General features: G+C 29.4%; 9 protein-coding genes. 7 read left to right on the top strand and 2 right to left on the bottom strand.

All coding sequences use genetic code 11. The features are described 5' to 3' along the window. Nucleotides 1–776: 776 nt before the first annotated feature. Together H0I27_RS01560 and H0I27_RS01565 are read right to left on the bottom strand one after the other, a co-directional pair. Nucleotides 777–2,294: a T9SS type A sorting domain-containing protein gene (locus tag H0I27_RS01560; protein ID WP_218732196.1), complete on the bottom strand. Its 1,518-nt coding sequence runs from the start codon at nucleotides 2,292–2,294 to the stop codon at nucleotides 777–779. Nucleotides 2,295–3,387: 1,093 nt separating this feature from the next. Then, nucleotides 3,388–3,972, bottom strand: a complete 585-nt coding sequence (locus H0I27_RS01565) for an RNA polymerase sigma factor (RefSeq protein WP_218732197.1) — start codon at nucleotides 3,970–3,972, stop codon at nucleotides 3,388–3,390. Between the two features lie 121 nt (nucleotides 3,973–4,093). Between H0I27_RS01565 and H0I27_RS01570 the strand changes: the two genes are divergently transcribed. The 7 genes from H0I27_RS01570 (at nucleotide 4,094) to H0I27_RS01600 (ending at nucleotide 16,917) form a co-directional block, all read left to right on the top strand. After that, nucleotides 4,094–5,224, top strand: a complete 1,131-nt coding sequence (locus tag H0I27_RS01570; protein ID WP_218732193.1) for a FecR family protein — start codon at nucleotides 4,094–4,096, stop codon at nucleotides 5,222–5,224. A gap of 153 nt (nucleotides 5,225–5,377) precedes the next feature. Further along, a complete protein-coding gene (locus tag H0I27_RS01575) occupies nucleotides 5,378–8,860 on the top strand; it encodes a SusC/RagA family TonB-linked outer membrane protein (RefSeq protein ID WP_218732198.1) in 3,483 nt (1,160 codons plus the stop codon). 2 nt (nucleotides 8,861–8,862) lie between these two features. Then, nucleotides 8,863–10,320, top strand: a complete 1,458-nt coding sequence (locus H0I27_RS01580) for a RagB/SusD family nutrient uptake outer membrane protein (RefSeq protein ID WP_218732199.1) — start codon at nucleotides 8,863–8,865, stop codon at nucleotides 10,318–10,320. A 12-nt stretch (nucleotides 10,321–10,332) separates the two neighbouring features. Next, a complete protein-coding gene (locus H0I27_RS01585) occupies nucleotides 10,333–11,466 on the top strand; it encodes a TlpA disulfide reductase family protein (protein WP_218732200.1) in 1,134 nt (377 codons plus the stop codon). Nucleotides 11,467–11,682: 216 nt separating this feature from the next. Then, nucleotides 11,683–13,059 carry a TlpA disulfide reductase family protein gene (locus tag H0I27_RS01590; protein ID WP_218732201.1) on the top strand — a complete coding sequence of 459 codons (1,377 nt, stop codon included), beginning with the start codon at nucleotides 11,683–11,685 and terminating at the stop codon, nucleotides 13,057–13,059. Between the two features lie 105 nt (nucleotides 13,060–13,164). Next, nucleotides 13,165–14,817 (top strand): trypsin-like peptidase domain-containing protein, encoded by a 1,653-nt coding sequence (locus H0I27_RS01595; RefSeq protein WP_218732202.1) that lies wholly within the window; start codon nucleotides 13,165–13,167, stop codon nucleotides 14,815–14,817. A 129-nt stretch (nucleotides 14,818–14,946) separates the two neighbouring features. Beyond that, entirely contained in the window at nucleotides 14,947–16,917 is a 1,971-nt protein-coding gene (locus H0I27_RS01600) for a protein-disulfide reductase DsbD (protein ID WP_218732203.1), read from the top strand. Nucleotides 16,918–16,935 lie beyond the last annotated feature (18 nt).

Genomic DNA, 16,935 nt, shown 5'->3' on the forward strand with positions numbered 1-16,935 from the left:
TTGATTATTTTATAGTTAATTTATATTGTTTTTTTTAATCACAGTACTTCGATTATTGCCAATAATGGTCAGTTTGAATATTAAATAGACTCATAAAAAGACCTTTTAAAACGTAAATAACTGAAATGCATAAAGTATTACATCGAACTCACGTAATTTGGTTTCGGGTTGTTCTTAAGCATTATAGTTTATAAAAATACCCCAAGTAGGCTATGTCTTATTCTCTGGTAAAATTGATAATTTTAATGAACATGAAAAGGGAGCTTTAGTAAAGCTCGATAAATCTTTTAAAAAAGAAATTGATATAGCACCAGATTGAAACTTTATTGATACGCTAAAAAATAGATTGACTAAAAATTAAGACCTTAATTATAATCACTTATGAAAACGAATTCTGTCGAAAATACTATCGCTGAACATATTAATAGAGCTCAAAGTATCAATCTGTTTTAAATCAAATAATTTAAAACACTAAAATTGCCCAAAAAACAACTTTCCAAGCTATAGATATTTATAATAACCTTAGAGCCGATTTTAGTCTTGACTTAAGAAGACCTGCAAAAGTACATTGAACTCCGAATATAAAATACAAGTCATATCGAAAAAAACAATGTAAATTTACCTGAATTATCAATTTAATACACATCAATTATTTAACCTAAAAAAGATCAACCTATATCTTTACAATACACTAGACAAATAAATAAAATATAGTATAAAAAATATCGTCCAATGTTGGACGATATTTTTATGTTTCTTATTATTTGTAAAAAAAATTACTTTTTTATGATCACTTTTTTAGTAGTTGAAACAGAACCATTATCTAATTTTAATAGATACATTCCTGATTGTAAATTGTGATTGATTATATCATTTTCAACTGTTCCACTAAGTACTTTTGTACCTAATACATTATATAATGTATAATTAACAGACCCTGTTAAAGTTGTTTTAATATTAAATAAATCAGTTGATGGATTTGGATAAACAGAAAATGAATTATCCAAGTCAAACGTTGTAGTAGATAACGTATTTAATTCATCATTTGTATAAGTAAATAATTCTCTACCTATATCAACAGTACCTGCAGTATAATCAGTATTAAGTGTATTATTAGAAGCTTCAAAATACAATTTATTGTTTAAAACAATAATTTCATCAACATTATCAAATAAATCAATTTCTATTGGTTCTATGCTTACTCCGTTTGTTCTATACAAACGATAGGTAGCAAAAGTACCTACAGATTTACCTGCATAGTATAAATAACCATCACCAGGTGCCGCAAAATGAACAGGGTCGTGGTTAAAAGTGAAACCATTAGGATTATCTTCTGTATAACCACTAAGATCACTAATTGTATCTGCTACAGGATCATATACCCAAAGTTGGTCAAAACCTCCATCATCACCTTCAAAATACAATTTACCTTCCCAAGCGTATAAACTTTTAAGGCTGTTAATAGAAGTTGCAGATGTTACTACCGTTGTTCCTGCTGATGTACCATCGGTAACCCATAAATCATTATCATATTCAAAGTAAACATTGTCTCCCAACTTTGTCATATGATTTAAAGAAGAATCTCCTGCATCGTTAACATCCTTAACCAATGTATAAGTTTGATTAGTGATGTCATAAAGATATAACTCATTACCCACCGATGTGCCTGTACCCCCATCATCATATGTCATACTGAATAAGATAGAATTATTATTAAACCCAATGTAATCACTTGTAACTTTTACTGTACCTGTACCATTATCTGGTAATTCGGTAAAGGTTGTACCGTCAAATTCATAAAAAGAGCCTGTATAATCAGCATTAAAATTTCTCATGTAAGCTTTATTGCCAATAATAACAGCAATCTCCCCCGTTCGAAAATCGTCAGTTATTATTACTGTTCCAGCTTCAGTACCATCGGTAGTGTAGACACTATAAGTATCCGCTCCTGGAATAGCTGCATTGAAATATAATTTATTGTTTAATTCAAAAAAATAGGTTGGATTAGATGATTCGGCCGATCCATCTAGATCTTTTAATAATACTGTACCTTCAGGTGTACCATCAGAAACCCATAGTTCTTTACCAGCATCTATACCTCCTGTATTTGTAGCTTGTGAATCATCGGCAGCAAAATAAAATTTTCCGTTAAATGCAAATAATTTGTCAGGGGAAGAATTGTAAGATTCTTGACCAAAAGGGTAAGGCGAAGCATTAATGTCTTTAAGAAGTGTGATCTGCGAGTAAGTTATGCTTGAAATTAGCAATAAAACGAATAAGTAAAAATGTTTCATAATTATTTGTAGTTTTTAAATTATATATTCTATTACGTTGATTTGTTATTTTACCCTTAGTTTATTTTTAATTTATTTTATTTTTTTTACAATTAAATGTTATGTTTTGTTTATTTCATTATTAATAATTCATCAAATTACTTGTTTTTGTTTTTTTATTGTAATAGTTTTTTAAAAAATTAATTTATAGCTAAATTTTATGTTTTCTTTGTTTTGTTGTTAAAAAATCATCAAATAGCTTATTTTGTTTTTTTGTAATTTTTTTTAAAGCATTACAAGTAGTAAAAATTTGTATGCCCTTGATGAGGGGATTCAAAATTATAATCACAGAGCAACAATAAAATATTTTTGTTTTGATTGTTCTTTATGTATAGGAATTAGTATTGCTTGCTATAGAAAGGAGATAGATAAAGATACAGAACAAATGTTTTCAATTTTAAAAGAAATTTTGCGATAAATTGTTTTGAATCCTTATATTATAATTGAAGATGTGTACCTAAAGTACAGTTATTAAGTCTTATTATAAAATAGCTTGATAACTATTAAATTAAAAGTCGCATGTAAAAACTAGAAAAATAATTTAACCAAAGGATTATTAATTATAGTTGAAAATTGAACAAGCTGTTACCTATCAAACATGTAATAGTTAATGTGAAAATAAATTTCCTTGGAGATTATTATTAAGTTAAAAGAAAATATTTGCAGATATGTTTAAATAGAGTAAGTTAGATGAAATTTCGATAACGAAATTTGTAATAGGTAGAGAGAAAGAATTAGATTATTTAATTACGAATGAAATTTTAATAGTTAGTATATTGTCTAACAAGATTTAATTTGGTTTCCAAAAAAAATATTTTGTTATGATTTTTGAGAAGAATACAAGCGTTAAAAGACTTTACTATTTAAGTGGTAGTTACTAAAAGTGGCCAAAAATATTTTTAAAGAAGTTAGATTAGGCCAATGTATTTTGCATATGGAGGAAAGGTGAATAAATTGTATTTATAAGGTTTTTGTTAGCCGTCATAAATATTGCAGGGATTGGTAATACAGTTAACATGTAGTTTTAACAAAAGTTAAAGAGAAAATAAGTCTGTTATTGTTTGTAAGCAAATTTATAGGCGAAGAACAAAAATAAATTATCTTCTTCAAAAGCTTTTCGTATTTTTTTATAAGCGGTATACATATGAGATTCTACTGTCTTTATAGAAATGTCTAATTGTTCTGAAATTTCTTTATACTTAAGATTTTCAAACTTATTTAAATACAAAACCTTTTTACATTGTTCTGGTAGTATTTCTATTGTATTTTTTAATTTAGTAATACGTTTTTCTAGAATTTCAGGGTCTTCTGTAATTCTCTCTCTAAGAACTTGTTCTTTAAGTTCATTAAAAAAAGAATCACTTTTTTTTTGTTTTCTGTAAATATCAATATAAGTGTTATGTGTTATTCTGTATAAATAACTTTTAATAGATTTTTCAGTATTTATTTTTAATCTATTATTCCAAAGTGTTATAAATGTTTGCTGTACAATATCTTCTGCTTCATGTAAATCGTGAGTATAGGTAACGGCATAATCTAAAAGTTTTTTATAATAACGATCAAACAATATACTAAATGCCTTTCTACTGCCTTTTTTAATGCTTTTAGCTAATATAGTGTCGTCAGAGAGATTTTTCAAATTAATTTTTAGAATTTTTGATTAAAAGACAAATATGCTAAAAAAAATATGAAATAAGACTAAGGGTAAAATAATAAATTAGCGTATTTGTTGTATAAATTAAACTGAAATAGATAAAACGTTGAAAAAACTTACAATAAAATACATAATTAATACAATCTCTTCAAAAGAGTTAGTAGAACTCAAAGAGATGTTAAAAGAAAAGAAAAATCAACAGGTTTTTAAAGATTATATAAAAGATTATTATGCTGTTCATACGGTATTAAATAAACCAGATATAGACAAAGCATATGATAAACTTTGGGATGCTATAGAGAAACAAAAGCCTAGGCAACAACCTCTTTCGATGTGGTTTAAATATGCCGCAGCAGCTGTAATAGTTTTGACATTTTCATTATCGTATTATTTAATAAATAACCAAGAACAAAATGGAATAAAAAACACAGTTGCAGAAGCAGTAATCCCAGGTACTAATAAGGCTATTTTAACTCTTGATGATGGCTCTGATATTATGTTAGAAAAGGGAAAACCTTATAAAACAGCTAAGTTAACTAGTAATGGGGTGCAAATTAAATATGATAAAAAAGGAGAGAATCAAGTGTTATATAACCACTTAACCGTACCAAGAGGAGGTAGGTTTGAAGTTGAATTGGCAGATGGTACTCGAGTCTGGTTAAATTCAGATTCAAAATTAAAATATCCAGTAAGTTTTAAGGAGGGAATAACACGAGAAGTTGAGCTTATATATGGAGAAGCTTTTTTTGATGTGTCTTCAAGTAAAAACCATAAAGGAACACGTTTTAAAGTTCGTTCTAGACTGCAAGAAGTAGAAGTTTTGGGTACAGAATTTAATATAAAAGCTTACAGTGATGATGTAAATGTGTATACCACTTTAGTAGAAGGTAAAGTGTCTGTGAAAAATGAATTCTTTAAAGAAAAATTAAATCCCGGATTTCAGTCTGTTATAGGTAGTTCGGGAGGCGCTATTGAGGTTAAGACTGTTAAGGTATACAATGAAATAGCTTGGAGGGAAGGAATCTTTTCATTTCGAGATAAGCCATTGAAAGAAATTATGAAATCTTTATCTAGATGGTATGATGTAGATATAATTATTAAAAATAAAAAACTGGAAGATATAAGATTTAATGGTGTCTTAAGTAAAAGTATGAATTTAGAAGAGGTTTTAGAACCTATTAAAAGAAGTATTAATCTGAATTATAAAGTATATGGTAAAAGAATAGTTCTAGAATAAAAAAGAGACGAAGTTTATACCGCTCAAAGTAAATTAACTTCATCCCTTAGAATAAATATATTAATTAAATGAATAACTAATACCAACAAATTTATGAATTTTAATTTTACTAAAGAAATTTTCTTTTTTAGGAAAACAACAAAAAACTTAATTATGAGAACAATACTGTTGTTGTTTTGCTCCACTATTTTTAGTTTTACACCTATTGATATTATTTCACAGAATGTGAAAGTTACAATTACGGAGAATAAAACAGTTACTGCTTATGAAATCTTTGATATTATTCAGTCACAAACAGATTATAAATTTATTTACCGTTCAGATCTTTTTAAAGGTTTTCCTTTAATTACTTTAAATAAAGGTACTATTAAAGTAAACGATTTATTATCTAAAGCTATTTCTAATGAAGAGTTTGATTTTAATCTACTTAAAAATAATACAATTGTAATAGAAAAAGAGGTTCCAAGAATAATACAAGAGACAATTACTGGTAATGTTACTGATGAAAATAAGGTTCCTTTATCTAATGTAACTATTCGAATTAAAGGAACTAGAAAGGGACTTCTAACAGATTTCGATGGTAATTACAGTATTCCTGGTCTTAAGAAAAGTGATGTATTAATTTTTTCTAGTGTGGGGTTTGTAACACAAAGTATAAAGATAGGCGACAAAAAAGTGATAAATGTTGTTTTAAAAGAGTCTGATGATGAGTTAGATGAAATAGTAGTTGTATCAGAAAAGACAAAAGTTAATACGGGATATCAGACGGTTTCAAAGGCAAAATCTGTTGGTGCTTATGAATCTGTAGGAGCTGAAGTAATTGAAACTAAATTTCAAACAAATATTTTAGAAAGATTAGAAGGTACAATAAGTGGGTTGAGCTTATACAGAGGAAAACCAGTAATTAGAGGGATTTCTACACTTTTTGGAGAAGATGAACCTTTAATTGTGTTAGATAATGTGATTTATGAAGGTAGTTTAGAATCTATTAATCCTAGTGATATTGAAAATGTTACAGTATTAAAAGACGCTACGGCAGCTTCAATTTACGGTGTTAGAGCTGCCAATGGAGTTATTGTCATAACTACCAAAAAAGGGATCCTAGGTAAACCAAGGATAAGTTATTCATCATCATTTCAAGTAGAAGAACTTCAAGATCGATCGTATCAAAACTTAATGTCATCTGCCGAATTTGTTGATTATCAAATTGATGTTTTTAATGCAACAGCAAATGGTACTCGACAATTTAAACAATTAACTGTAGATGAAGTTAATACCCTATTGTATGATTATGCAGATGGTTTGATTTCAGAGGATTATTTAAATTCAGAATTAAATACGCTTAGAAATTTAGATGGATATGATCAAGTTGTAGATGAATTATTAGCTCCTAGATTTACACAACAACACAACCTTTCATTAAGGGGAGGGTCTGAAAAGCATCAATATGCATTATCTCTTAATTATTCAGAAATAGGTACTTTTGAAAAAGATAGGAATTCTGAACGATTGGGAGTTAATGTGAAAAACTATTTTAAATTAAATGATTGGTTTAAATTTGATATATCTCTTATAGGTAGTTATAGTTTTTCAGATAATTATATAGGTATTACAGGACTTCCTTTATTAGGTTCTTCAAGACTTCCTTATGAAGTACTTAGAGATGAAGATGGAAATCCAGCGGAATGGAAATATATTAAAAGTGAGAGTGAAATTGATAGACTTATTTCTTTAGGTTTAATAGATCAATCCTATTATCCTTTGAATGAATTGAAAGAACAAACGTCAACATATAAAAGTCCTTCTATTACCATAAATGTTGGAACACAAATTAAGCTTTCAAAATCACTAGAGTTACAATTAACAGGTCAAAAAGAAATTAGTAGAAGATATAGTAAACTTTATTCTTCAGAAAATAGTTATGCTGTTCGCGATTTAATAAACAATGCTACTCAAATAATAGATGATGAAATTATTAATAATATTCCTCATGGAGGTAGGGTTTTTGAAACTTATTATGATAATAATTCATATACTTTAAGAGCACAACTTAACTATAATAAGTTATTTAATAAAAAACATGATGTAAAAGTACTTGTAGGTGGAGAAAGAAGACAAGTAATTGGTGATTCATATGGAGATGTACGTTATGGTTATGATGATACTACTTTATCTTATATTCCTTTGGACTGGGATACTTTAAGTGAAACAATTCAATCAACACAATCTGGTTTAGGAACTTTTACTGTGGGAGGACAAACTGGTTACCAAACTGATGATAGTAGATATGTGTCTGCTTATGGAAATGTTTCGTATATGTTTGATGATAAATTAGGGTTTAATGTAAGTGCAAGAATAGATGAGTCTAATTTATTTGGTACAAGTTCTGATCATAGATATAAACCGCTTTGGTCTTTTGGGTCAAACTACATTGTAGATACAGAGTCTTTGGCTATACCATGGCTTAACAAATTAAAAATTAGAGCTACCTACGGAATAAGTGGTAATATTTATGATGGTACTGGACCAGAAGCTATAGCAAACCTTATTACTACTCCTAATCCTGCTGGAGAAACACAAGCATCTATTGTTGCTCCACCAAATGAAGAGCTAAGATGGGAACAAACTTATATAACCAATATTGGTATAGATTATGAATTGTTTTCTAAGAAAATAACAGGTAGTGTTGAATTTTATGATAGAACTACTATAGATGCTGTTGCGAGAATAGATTCAGATCCTATTTTAGGTTGGACTCAGCTTCCTAAAAATTATGCTTCATTAAACAATAGAGGTATTGAATTTCAAATTCATTCACAATTTATAAATACTCAAGATTTTAGATGGGATGGTAAAGTTGTGTTTAGTTATAATAGGAATATAGTTACAGAGTATACTCAAGCATATAATACATTTTATGCATATGATTTTCTTTATGGAAATCAATTAAGAGAAGGACAAGCATTAAACACCGTTTATACGCTTCGTTATGCTGGTTTAAATGAAAAAGGAGCTCCAAGAGCTTACAAGGCAGATGGTACTATTGTAGATTCTTATAGTGATTTAGTTTTTGAAGATTTGATAGATCAAGGAACTAATGATCCTCCTTATCATGCTTCTTATTTTAATAATATATCATATAAACAATTTGATCTTTCATTTATGCTTATTTATTATGGTGGACATGTTCAGAGAGATGTAGCAGCAGGGTATTATCCTACATATAAAAATTCATATCAATTAAAGACAAATTTAGATAGGATACATTTGAATTATTGGAAAGAGCCTGGTGATGAGGAGGATATATATACGTCTCCAGCAATTCATTGGGATAATGCTGTTGATAATCCAGATTATGTTAGAAGTTCTCAGAGAAATATATGGACGTATGCAGATATACATGTTCAAAAAGCAGATTACATGAAGGTAAGAAATATAACTTTAGCCTATCGTGTCTCGCAATCAGTTTTAGATAAAATGAATCTATCTAATTTAAGGTTGTCTTTTGATGTAAGAAATCCATTTTTATGGGCAAATAATAGAAATAATCTAGATCCTGAAGTATGGACAACTGATCGTAGTAGAGGAAATCCAAAAATGCCAACATATACTTTAGGAATTAATTTAAACTTTTAAAAATGATGAAATATATTAATAAAATAGTATTAGGGTTCCTAATTATTTTGAATTTTAATTCTTGTGATAGTTTTCTAGATGTAGAACCACAAGGAGAATATATACCTACAACATATGAAGATTATGCGTTTTTATTGAATAATCAGTCTCTTATAAATCAATTTGAGATTGGTTATGTTAATTTATTTACAGATGATTTAGAAAAATCTTCAGATGAAGATATTACAGATGAGGTTGGTTTTGATGGTAGTCCAGTGCATGCAGTAAATTATTATTTTTTTAATCCTGGGCCTACTTATGAAATAGATCAAAATGATATTTATTTTACATCAGCTTATTCTCAAATTTATACGTATGATTTTATAGCAAATAATATATTGGAGGCTACAGATGGATCTGAAGAAGAAAAATTAGCTCTTAGGGCAGAAGCTTTATTTGGTAGAGCATATAATTTTTTTAAATTAGTAAATCTTTATGCAAAAGCGTATGATCCTACTACAGCTAGTACAGATTATGGTGTACCTTTAATTTTAGAAGATAATATTTATGCTGAGTATGGTAGAAACTCTGTAGAAGAGGTTCATAATCAAATAATTAATGATTTATTAGAAGCTATTCCTTATCTTAATGTAACAGCCTCTAGTAATTTTCATCCAACCAAAGCTTGTGGTTATTTTCTGTTAGCTAAACTATACTTATTTAGAGGGGAATTTGATAATGCACTTAATTATGCAAACTTAGCTATAGAAAATAAAGGAACTTTTGAATTACAAGATTTAAAAAATTATGTAGCTATTCCTGGAGGATGGGGAGCAAGGATTTTTAGTCTTGTAACATTTCGAGCAATGGAAGATATGGTAGATGTTTCAGAGAATATGTATCTCAAAAACTCATTTGATAATTTTCATGGTTCTGTTTTAGCATCAGAAGAATTAGTAGCTATTTTTGATAAAGATTTGCCAAGTACTTCACAAGATATGCGTAGAGAGTTGTATTTTGAAGATGATTATGCAGATTTTAATACTCAGTATAGAATTCATTTCCCTGGAAGAACAATTTTTGGAGCTTTTGTAAATAGAAATGCAGGAATTTTGTTGCCCGATTTGTATCTTGTTTTAGCAGAAACTGAAGCCAGAGTTGGTAATAAAGATAAGGCAATGGAGTATATAAATTACCTTAGAGATTTTAGAATTAAAAATAATGTACCATTAACAGCGTCTACAAATGAAGAAGCCTTAATAAAAGTTTTTGAAGAAAGAAGAAGAGAACTTTGTTTTGTTTCTGATTTTAGATTTCAAGATTTGAAGAGACTTAATAAAGAAGGTGCTTTCGCTAAAACAGTAACTCATACTTTTGGAGGTGTAGAGTACACATTACCTCCAAACGATCCAAGGTATATTTTACCAATTTCCAACGATGTTATTCAGTTTAATCCAGATTTACCCGTATACGATAGATAACCAAACTAACTTATGAAAAATATACTTATATTTTTATTACCATTATTATTATTATTATTATTTTCTTGCAATCAAAAACCAACTTATACTATTAACGGGGTTTTTAAAGAAGGTATAGGAAAAAAAATAGTATTGTCAGAGCTTTCTAATTTAAGAATCCTCAGAATAATAGATTCAGTTAATGTAGATGCGAATGGTAAATTTACTTTTACAGGAGATTCTTTTGGTGAAATTAAAGAAGCACGATTATCTATTGTAGGTACCCGATTTAGAGAAGACTTTATTATTGAAGATACTGTTATTAATGTAAATATTCAAGAAAAAGTTATTACAGAAAAATACACAAAATATCTTTTTGATCTAGATCGAGGAAAAGAAGATGCTATTTATGCCAAGCTAAAATCAAACTATAAAAAACGAAGAACTGTATGGGGAGGAGCAACTAATAGAGTAGTTAAAGCAAATGCAGCAGGAGAGCTTAGTAATGAAAATTTAGTAAAAACTCGTGCAAAATTAGATACAGATTTTATTGATGAAACTTTAAATATTTTAAGTAATTATCCAGACAGTTATGGTACTTATTTTTATATAAAAAATTATATGCTAAGGTTTGATTCATTACCTTTTGTTGAAAAAGCATTTAACAATTTGTCAGAACGTATCAAGAATTCAAGTGAAGCTACTGTATTTAAATCAGAAGTTGAAGAAATTAAAAGATCATATGTAGGAGGTACTCCTCATGATTTTTCAATACCATCTTTAGATGGAGGAGAGGTTAGTTTGTACCAATATAGAGGAAAAGTACTATTGATAGATTGTTGGGCTACTTGGTGTGGTCCTTGTATAAAGGCAATGCCACATATTGGTGAGGTGTATAAAAAATTTCATCCAAAAGGGCTCGAAGTTCTAGGGATTTCTTATGACAGAGACGAAAATAAATGGCGTAATTTTTTAAAGAAAAATGAATATGTTGTTTGGGATCAGGCTTCATCATTAAAAGAATGGAGTTGTCCTTCAGCAAAAGTATTTGCAGTAAATACAATACCAGCAACTATTTTAATTGATAAAAATGGAGTGATTGTAGCGAGAGATCTTAAAGGTGAAGAGCTTGAAGCAAAAATCAAAGAAATACTTCTGGTAGAGTAATTTATACTATCGAAAAATGTAATTATAATATCCTTTAATCATTGTATCATAATAATTTTTGGTACACTGTTAATGATATTAAAAAAAATAAAGAATATACTTTTTACAAAAACTTATTTTAATAAGTTTTTGTTTAGTGAAATAAAAGAAATAGATGAACTCATCTACGTATTTCAAAGTGTCTAATACATTAAAAAAAAAACAGAATAATAAAAAATGAAGAATACAATATTAAGTTTAAGCTTGCTTTTAGGTTTAGTTGCATGTTCAAAAAAAGTCCCTGTGGATTATGCAATACTAACAGGTGAAATTGAAAATCTTGATGCTCAAGAAATAACATTAATAAAACTAGATCAATCTTTTAAAAAGAAAATTCCTGTAGTAAATGGGGTTTTCTCAGATACCATTAACGCTAATCCAGGACTCTACTCTCTTAGCGTTGGTAAAAATAATGGAACATTGTATTTAAACAACGGAAGTCGTCTAAATCTTATAGCCGATGCTAAAGATTTTAATAATTCTCTTAAGATTTCTGGTGAAGATATAGAGACCACTAATTATTTGCTTTATAAGAAAAAAACGATTTCAGAGCGAAAAGGAAAAGGTCTGCATGTTTATACGTTGGAAGAGCCTGATTTTAAAAATAAATTTAAAGAAATACACCAAACCTTAAATACTAAATTAGATACCGCCCAAGGCATTTCTTCAGAATTTAAAACTCTAGAAAAGCGCAACCTTAATTACGAATATTTAAATGAATTACAACGTTATGCTGGTGGTTATCACAGACAATGGGCTAATAAAAAAAGCTACAAACCTTCTGAATTTTTTTTAGCCGAATCAGAAGATATGGATTTGGATAATGGAGTTGATTTTCAATTTTCTAGTGACTATAAAGAGATGGTAAACCGTCATTACACTAAGCAAGTAAATGCTTTGCGTAGAAAGGATACAGTAGAATATGGATTATTAGGTGTAACGGTATATTCATCTATTCCAAACCAAGTTATTAAAAACGAACTTATTTTTAAAAAGGCAGAATACGATTTATATCAAACCAAAGATTTTGAAAAATTCTATGAACTTTTTATAAATGCATCAACAAATGAAGAAAACAATGCCAAAATTACCAAAATTTATAATGAATTTAAAAAATTAGATAAAGGACAACCATCTCCTAAATTCACAAATTACGAAAAGCATTCAGGAGGCACTTTGTCTTTAGGTGATCTTAAAGGAAAATACGTTTACATAGATGTTTGGGCAACCTGGTGTATACCTTGTATAAAAGAAATACCAGACTTAAAACGAATAGAAAAAGCATATCATGGTAAAAATATAAGCTTTTTGAGTATTTCTGTAGATAAATCTAAAGACCATGATAAGTGGAAAAAAATGGTGGTAGATAAAGACCTTGGTGGTATTCAAGTGATTGCAGATAATAACTTTAAATCAGAATTCATATCAGATTATATTATTAAATCTATTCCGCGTTTTATTTTGATAGATCCAAATGGTGTAATTGTTTCACAAAATGCGCCAAAACCATCAGATCCTGAATTAATGAATTTACTTAATGAATTAGATATTTAAAATAATTTACGACACTATATTAGAGTTTAGCTTTTTAAGAATAGTGTTTGTTTTGTAATAAAAAGCCATTATGGATAGTATTAATATAATAGGGTAATCAATAAAATGAAGCATAGAACAAATATTTTTGTCATTATAAAAACTAGTATTCTTTTCATTTTTCTTTTTTTAAGTCAAATAAATCTAAATGCACAGAAAAAGAATGAAAAACTAGATGAATTAGAGAGTCAAATTCAGAAAACATATAAAAAAGTATTAAAAAGCACAGTTTCTATAAATAATAATGCAACAGGTGTTTTAGTTTCTGAGGATGGATATATCTTAACAGCAGCACACGTTGTTTTAGGTGTAAGAAAAGAACAGAGTAGTATTACTATGAGTGATGGCTCTACATATAATGCGATCCATTTAGGTAAAGATGTAAAGGGAGATTATGCACTTATGAAAATAGTAGAGAAAGGAACGTGGGAATATTTAGGGTTAGGGTCATCTTCAGATTTAGGAAATGATGAAGCATGTTTAATGTTTGGACATTCTAAGGGATATAGATCCGATAGACCAGCTTTAATGCGAATAGGTTTTTATAAAGGAACGAAAGCATTGGGATACCTAAAAACAAGTTGTATTATGATGCCTGGCGATTCAGGTGGGCCTTTGGTAGATTTAAATGGTAAAGTAATAGGTGTTTGTAGTCATATTGATCGCTCAATAGAAAAAAATTTTTATGCCCCTATTGATCCTGTAAAAGAAAATTGGACAAAGTTAATTAACGGAGAAACGTTTAATGAAAGAGCGCCTAAAGACCCTCAATTCCCTAAAGATAATGAAACGATCTCTGCGTCTAAGATAAGTAGCCCATTTTCTTTAAATGGAGGTAAAACAGCTGTAATTAATAGTATTTCCAAATCAGCAAAAAACCTACATAAATCAGTTGTAAAGATAAAAAGTCTTGTAGATAACACCGAGATAGAAACGTACGGAACTATTATAAATTCCGAAGGTTATATCGTAGCGAAAGCATCTGAGTTAAGTAAAGAAAATTTAAGCTGTGAGCAGTATAATGGTGTAATTAGTGCAGCAACCGTGGTTGGTATAGATACTTCTAATGATCTGGCAGTGATTAAAATATCTTCAAAAAATTTAATAGCTATTAATATTCCTAAAAAAGTAGATACTAGTGTGGGGAAATTAATAGGGTCAGCAAGTTTTAAGAAAGATATCAAGTATTCAGGAGTTATTAGTGCCTCAGTAAGACAGGTGTTACCAGCGATTGCTTCTCAAGGGTTTTTGGGAGCGTCAGTAACATTTTCAAATAAAATTTTAGTGCTTTATGATAATGGAGCAGCAAAGTTAGCAGGGTTAAAAAGAGGGGATATCATTATTAAATTGGATGGCACAAAGATAGAAAGTAGTAGCGATCGTATTTCATTTTTAGCAACAACTCAAGTAAATCAAAAAGTAAAGGTAACTTTTTTAAGAGAAGGAGAAGAAAAGGAAGTCGAAGTTACTTTGTTAAAGGAGAACGAAAAAAGAATACGAAATAGACATATTGGTTATGATCTTGATACAAGCGATCGAAAGTATGATTTTACTCAAGTATTTACTCACGATATGCCTATAGAGATTTATGAAACAGGAACACCTGTAGTAGATGTAAATGGAGATGTTATCGGGATAAATATAGCTAAAGAAAATAGAACGAGTTCTTTTGCAATTCCTTTAAATGTTGTTTTAAAAACAGTAAAAGATATAAAATAATAAAAATACATTCTAATATTTTAATTTCCTTTCATAACACTTTATTTTTATAAATTATTTGAATTAGTTTAAGAGTGTAATAGGAAAAAAGGCTATTTAATTATAGCCTTTTTTAAACAAATAATAAAAATGAAACATAGATTACTTTTTTTTACATGTCTTTTAACTTGGTGTTTTAATGCACAAGTTCTAGATCCCATAAAATGGACAACGTCAGTAGAGAAAATATCAGATACTGAATACAATCTAATTGCTACTTCAAATATAGATGTCGGTTGGCATTTATATTCACAAACAGTACCAGAAGGCGGTCCAATTGCGACAACCTTTACCTACGATAATTCAGAAGAGACTTTCACTTTAAACGACAATACAGTTGAGGAAGAAGGTCATACCATTCAGGATCCTGTGTTTGAAATGGAGATTAAGTTTTTTGAAAGACAAGCGAAATTTATTCAAAATGTAACCGTTTCAAAAGAAACAGCAACAATCTCTGGATTTGTGGAATTTATGGTGTGCGACGATACCCGTTGTTTACCTCCAACAGAAGTTGATTTAGAATTTCAGTTGAGTGAAGAATCAGGCATAGAGACCAAAACTAAAAGCGATATAACTCTAACAACAACTGTCGATAAAATTACTAATACCACAGATGATTCATCATCTAACAAAGGACTTTGGTCTATCTTTTTTATTGCGTTTTTATCTGGATTTGCAGCCTTATTAACACCTTGTGTTTTTCCAATGATTCCCATGACGGTTAGTTTCTTCACTAAACAAAGTAAAAACAAAGCTTCAGGAATTAAAAATGCTATTATTTATGGTATTTGCATTATCGTTATTTATTTACTGTTAGGTGTTGCCGTAACAGGAATATTTGGAGCCGATGCACTTAACGCACTGGCGACCAATGTATGGTTTAATATCATTTTCTTTATTCTTTTAGTTGTTTTTGCAATGTCTTTTTTAGGAGCTTTTGAAATTATGCTACCAAATTCATGGGCTAATAAAGTAGATTCACAAGCAGATCGCGGTGGATTAGTTGGGATATTCTTTATGGCATTAGCTTTGGCTATTGTCTCTTTCTCATGTACAGGTCCTATAGTTGGAACTTTATTAGTAGAAGCGGCATCTAAAGGAGGCTTAGCGCCAATAATTGGAATGTTCGGGTTTTCATTAGCTATTGCTTTACCATTTGCGTTGTTTGCAGCCTTCCCTGGATGGTTAAATTCCTTACCAAAATCTGGAGGATGGTTAAACACTGTAAAAGTAGTTTTAGGATTTTTAGAATTGGCTTTAGCATTTAAATTTTTAAGTCAAGCCGATTTAGTATTACAACTTCACATTTTAGAAAGAGAAGTGTTTATCGCGATTTGGATTGCCATTTTTGGAACTTTAGCTTTCTATTTATTTGGTAAAATTAAATTACCTCACGATTCGCCTTTGTCGCATATTTCAGTAGGGCGATTAAGCTTAGGACTTATTGTTTTAACTTTTACCATTTACATGATTCCAGGACTTTGGGGTGCGCCATTAAATATTATTAGTGCCTTCCCTCCACCACAAGATTATAGCGAATCGCCTTATGGTGTTGGTTTTTCTAAATTAGGATCAGGAGGCAAAGCATCGGCTCACGGCGAATTGCCTGAAGGCGCACACTTGTTAGCACCACATGATATTATGGCGTTCAATGATTACGACACCGGATTAGCTTATGCTAAAAAGGTTGGTAAACCCGTTATGTTAGATTTTACAGGTTGGGCTTGTGTGAATTGTAGAAAAATGGAACAAAACATTTGGCCAGATCCGAGTGTGTTAAACATCTTAAAAGAAGATGTGGTTTTAATTTCTTTATATGTTGATGATAAACGAAAACTTGAAGATGATGAGATTGTAGATTCTCAACTGAAACCAGGAAAAAAGTTAAAGTACATCGGCCAAAAGTGGAGCGAAATGCAAACCATAAAGTACAAGTCTAACTCGCAACCTTTTTATGTAATTATTGACCATAACGAAGAGAAATTAGTAGACCCTGTGGGTTATGTTCCAGATGTAGAAGATTATCATACATGGTTAGAAGAAGGGATTAATAATTTTTAAAATAAAATTAAAAGAAGT

The organism is Polaribacter sp. HaHaR_3_91, from assembly GCF_019278525.1.
Lineage (GTDB): Bacteria > Bacteroidota > Bacteroidia > Flavobacteriales > Flavobacteriaceae > Polaribacter.

Excerpts from the sequence above, each read along its gene's own strand:
- H0I27_RS01560 (WP_218732196.1), bottom strand. The coding sequence starts at position 2,294 with ATGAAACATTTTTACTTATTCGTTTTATTGCTAATTTCAAGCATAACT.
- H0I27_RS01575 (WP_218732198.1), top strand. The coding sequence starts at position 5,378 with ATGAGAACAATACTGTTGTTGTTTTGCTCCACTATTTTTAGTTTTACA.
- H0I27_RS01580 (WP_218732199.1), top strand. The coding sequence starts at position 8,863 with ATGATGAAATATATTAATAAAATAGTATTAGGGTTCCTAATTATTTTG.
- H0I27_RS01585 (WP_218732200.1), top strand. The coding sequence starts at position 10,333 with ATGAAAAATATACTTATATTTTTATTACCATTATTATTATTATTATTA.
- H0I27_RS01590 (WP_218732201.1), top strand. The coding sequence starts at position 11,683 with ATGAAGAATACAATATTAAGTTTAAGCTTGCTTTTAGGTTTAGTTGCA.
- H0I27_RS01595 (WP_218732202.1), top strand. The coding sequence starts at position 13,165 with ATGAAGCATAGAACAAATATTTTTGTCATTATAAAAACTAGTATTCTT.
- H0I27_RS01600 (WP_218732203.1), top strand. The coding sequence starts at position 14,947 with ATGAAACATAGATTACTTTTTTTTACATGTCTTTTAACTTGGTGTTTT.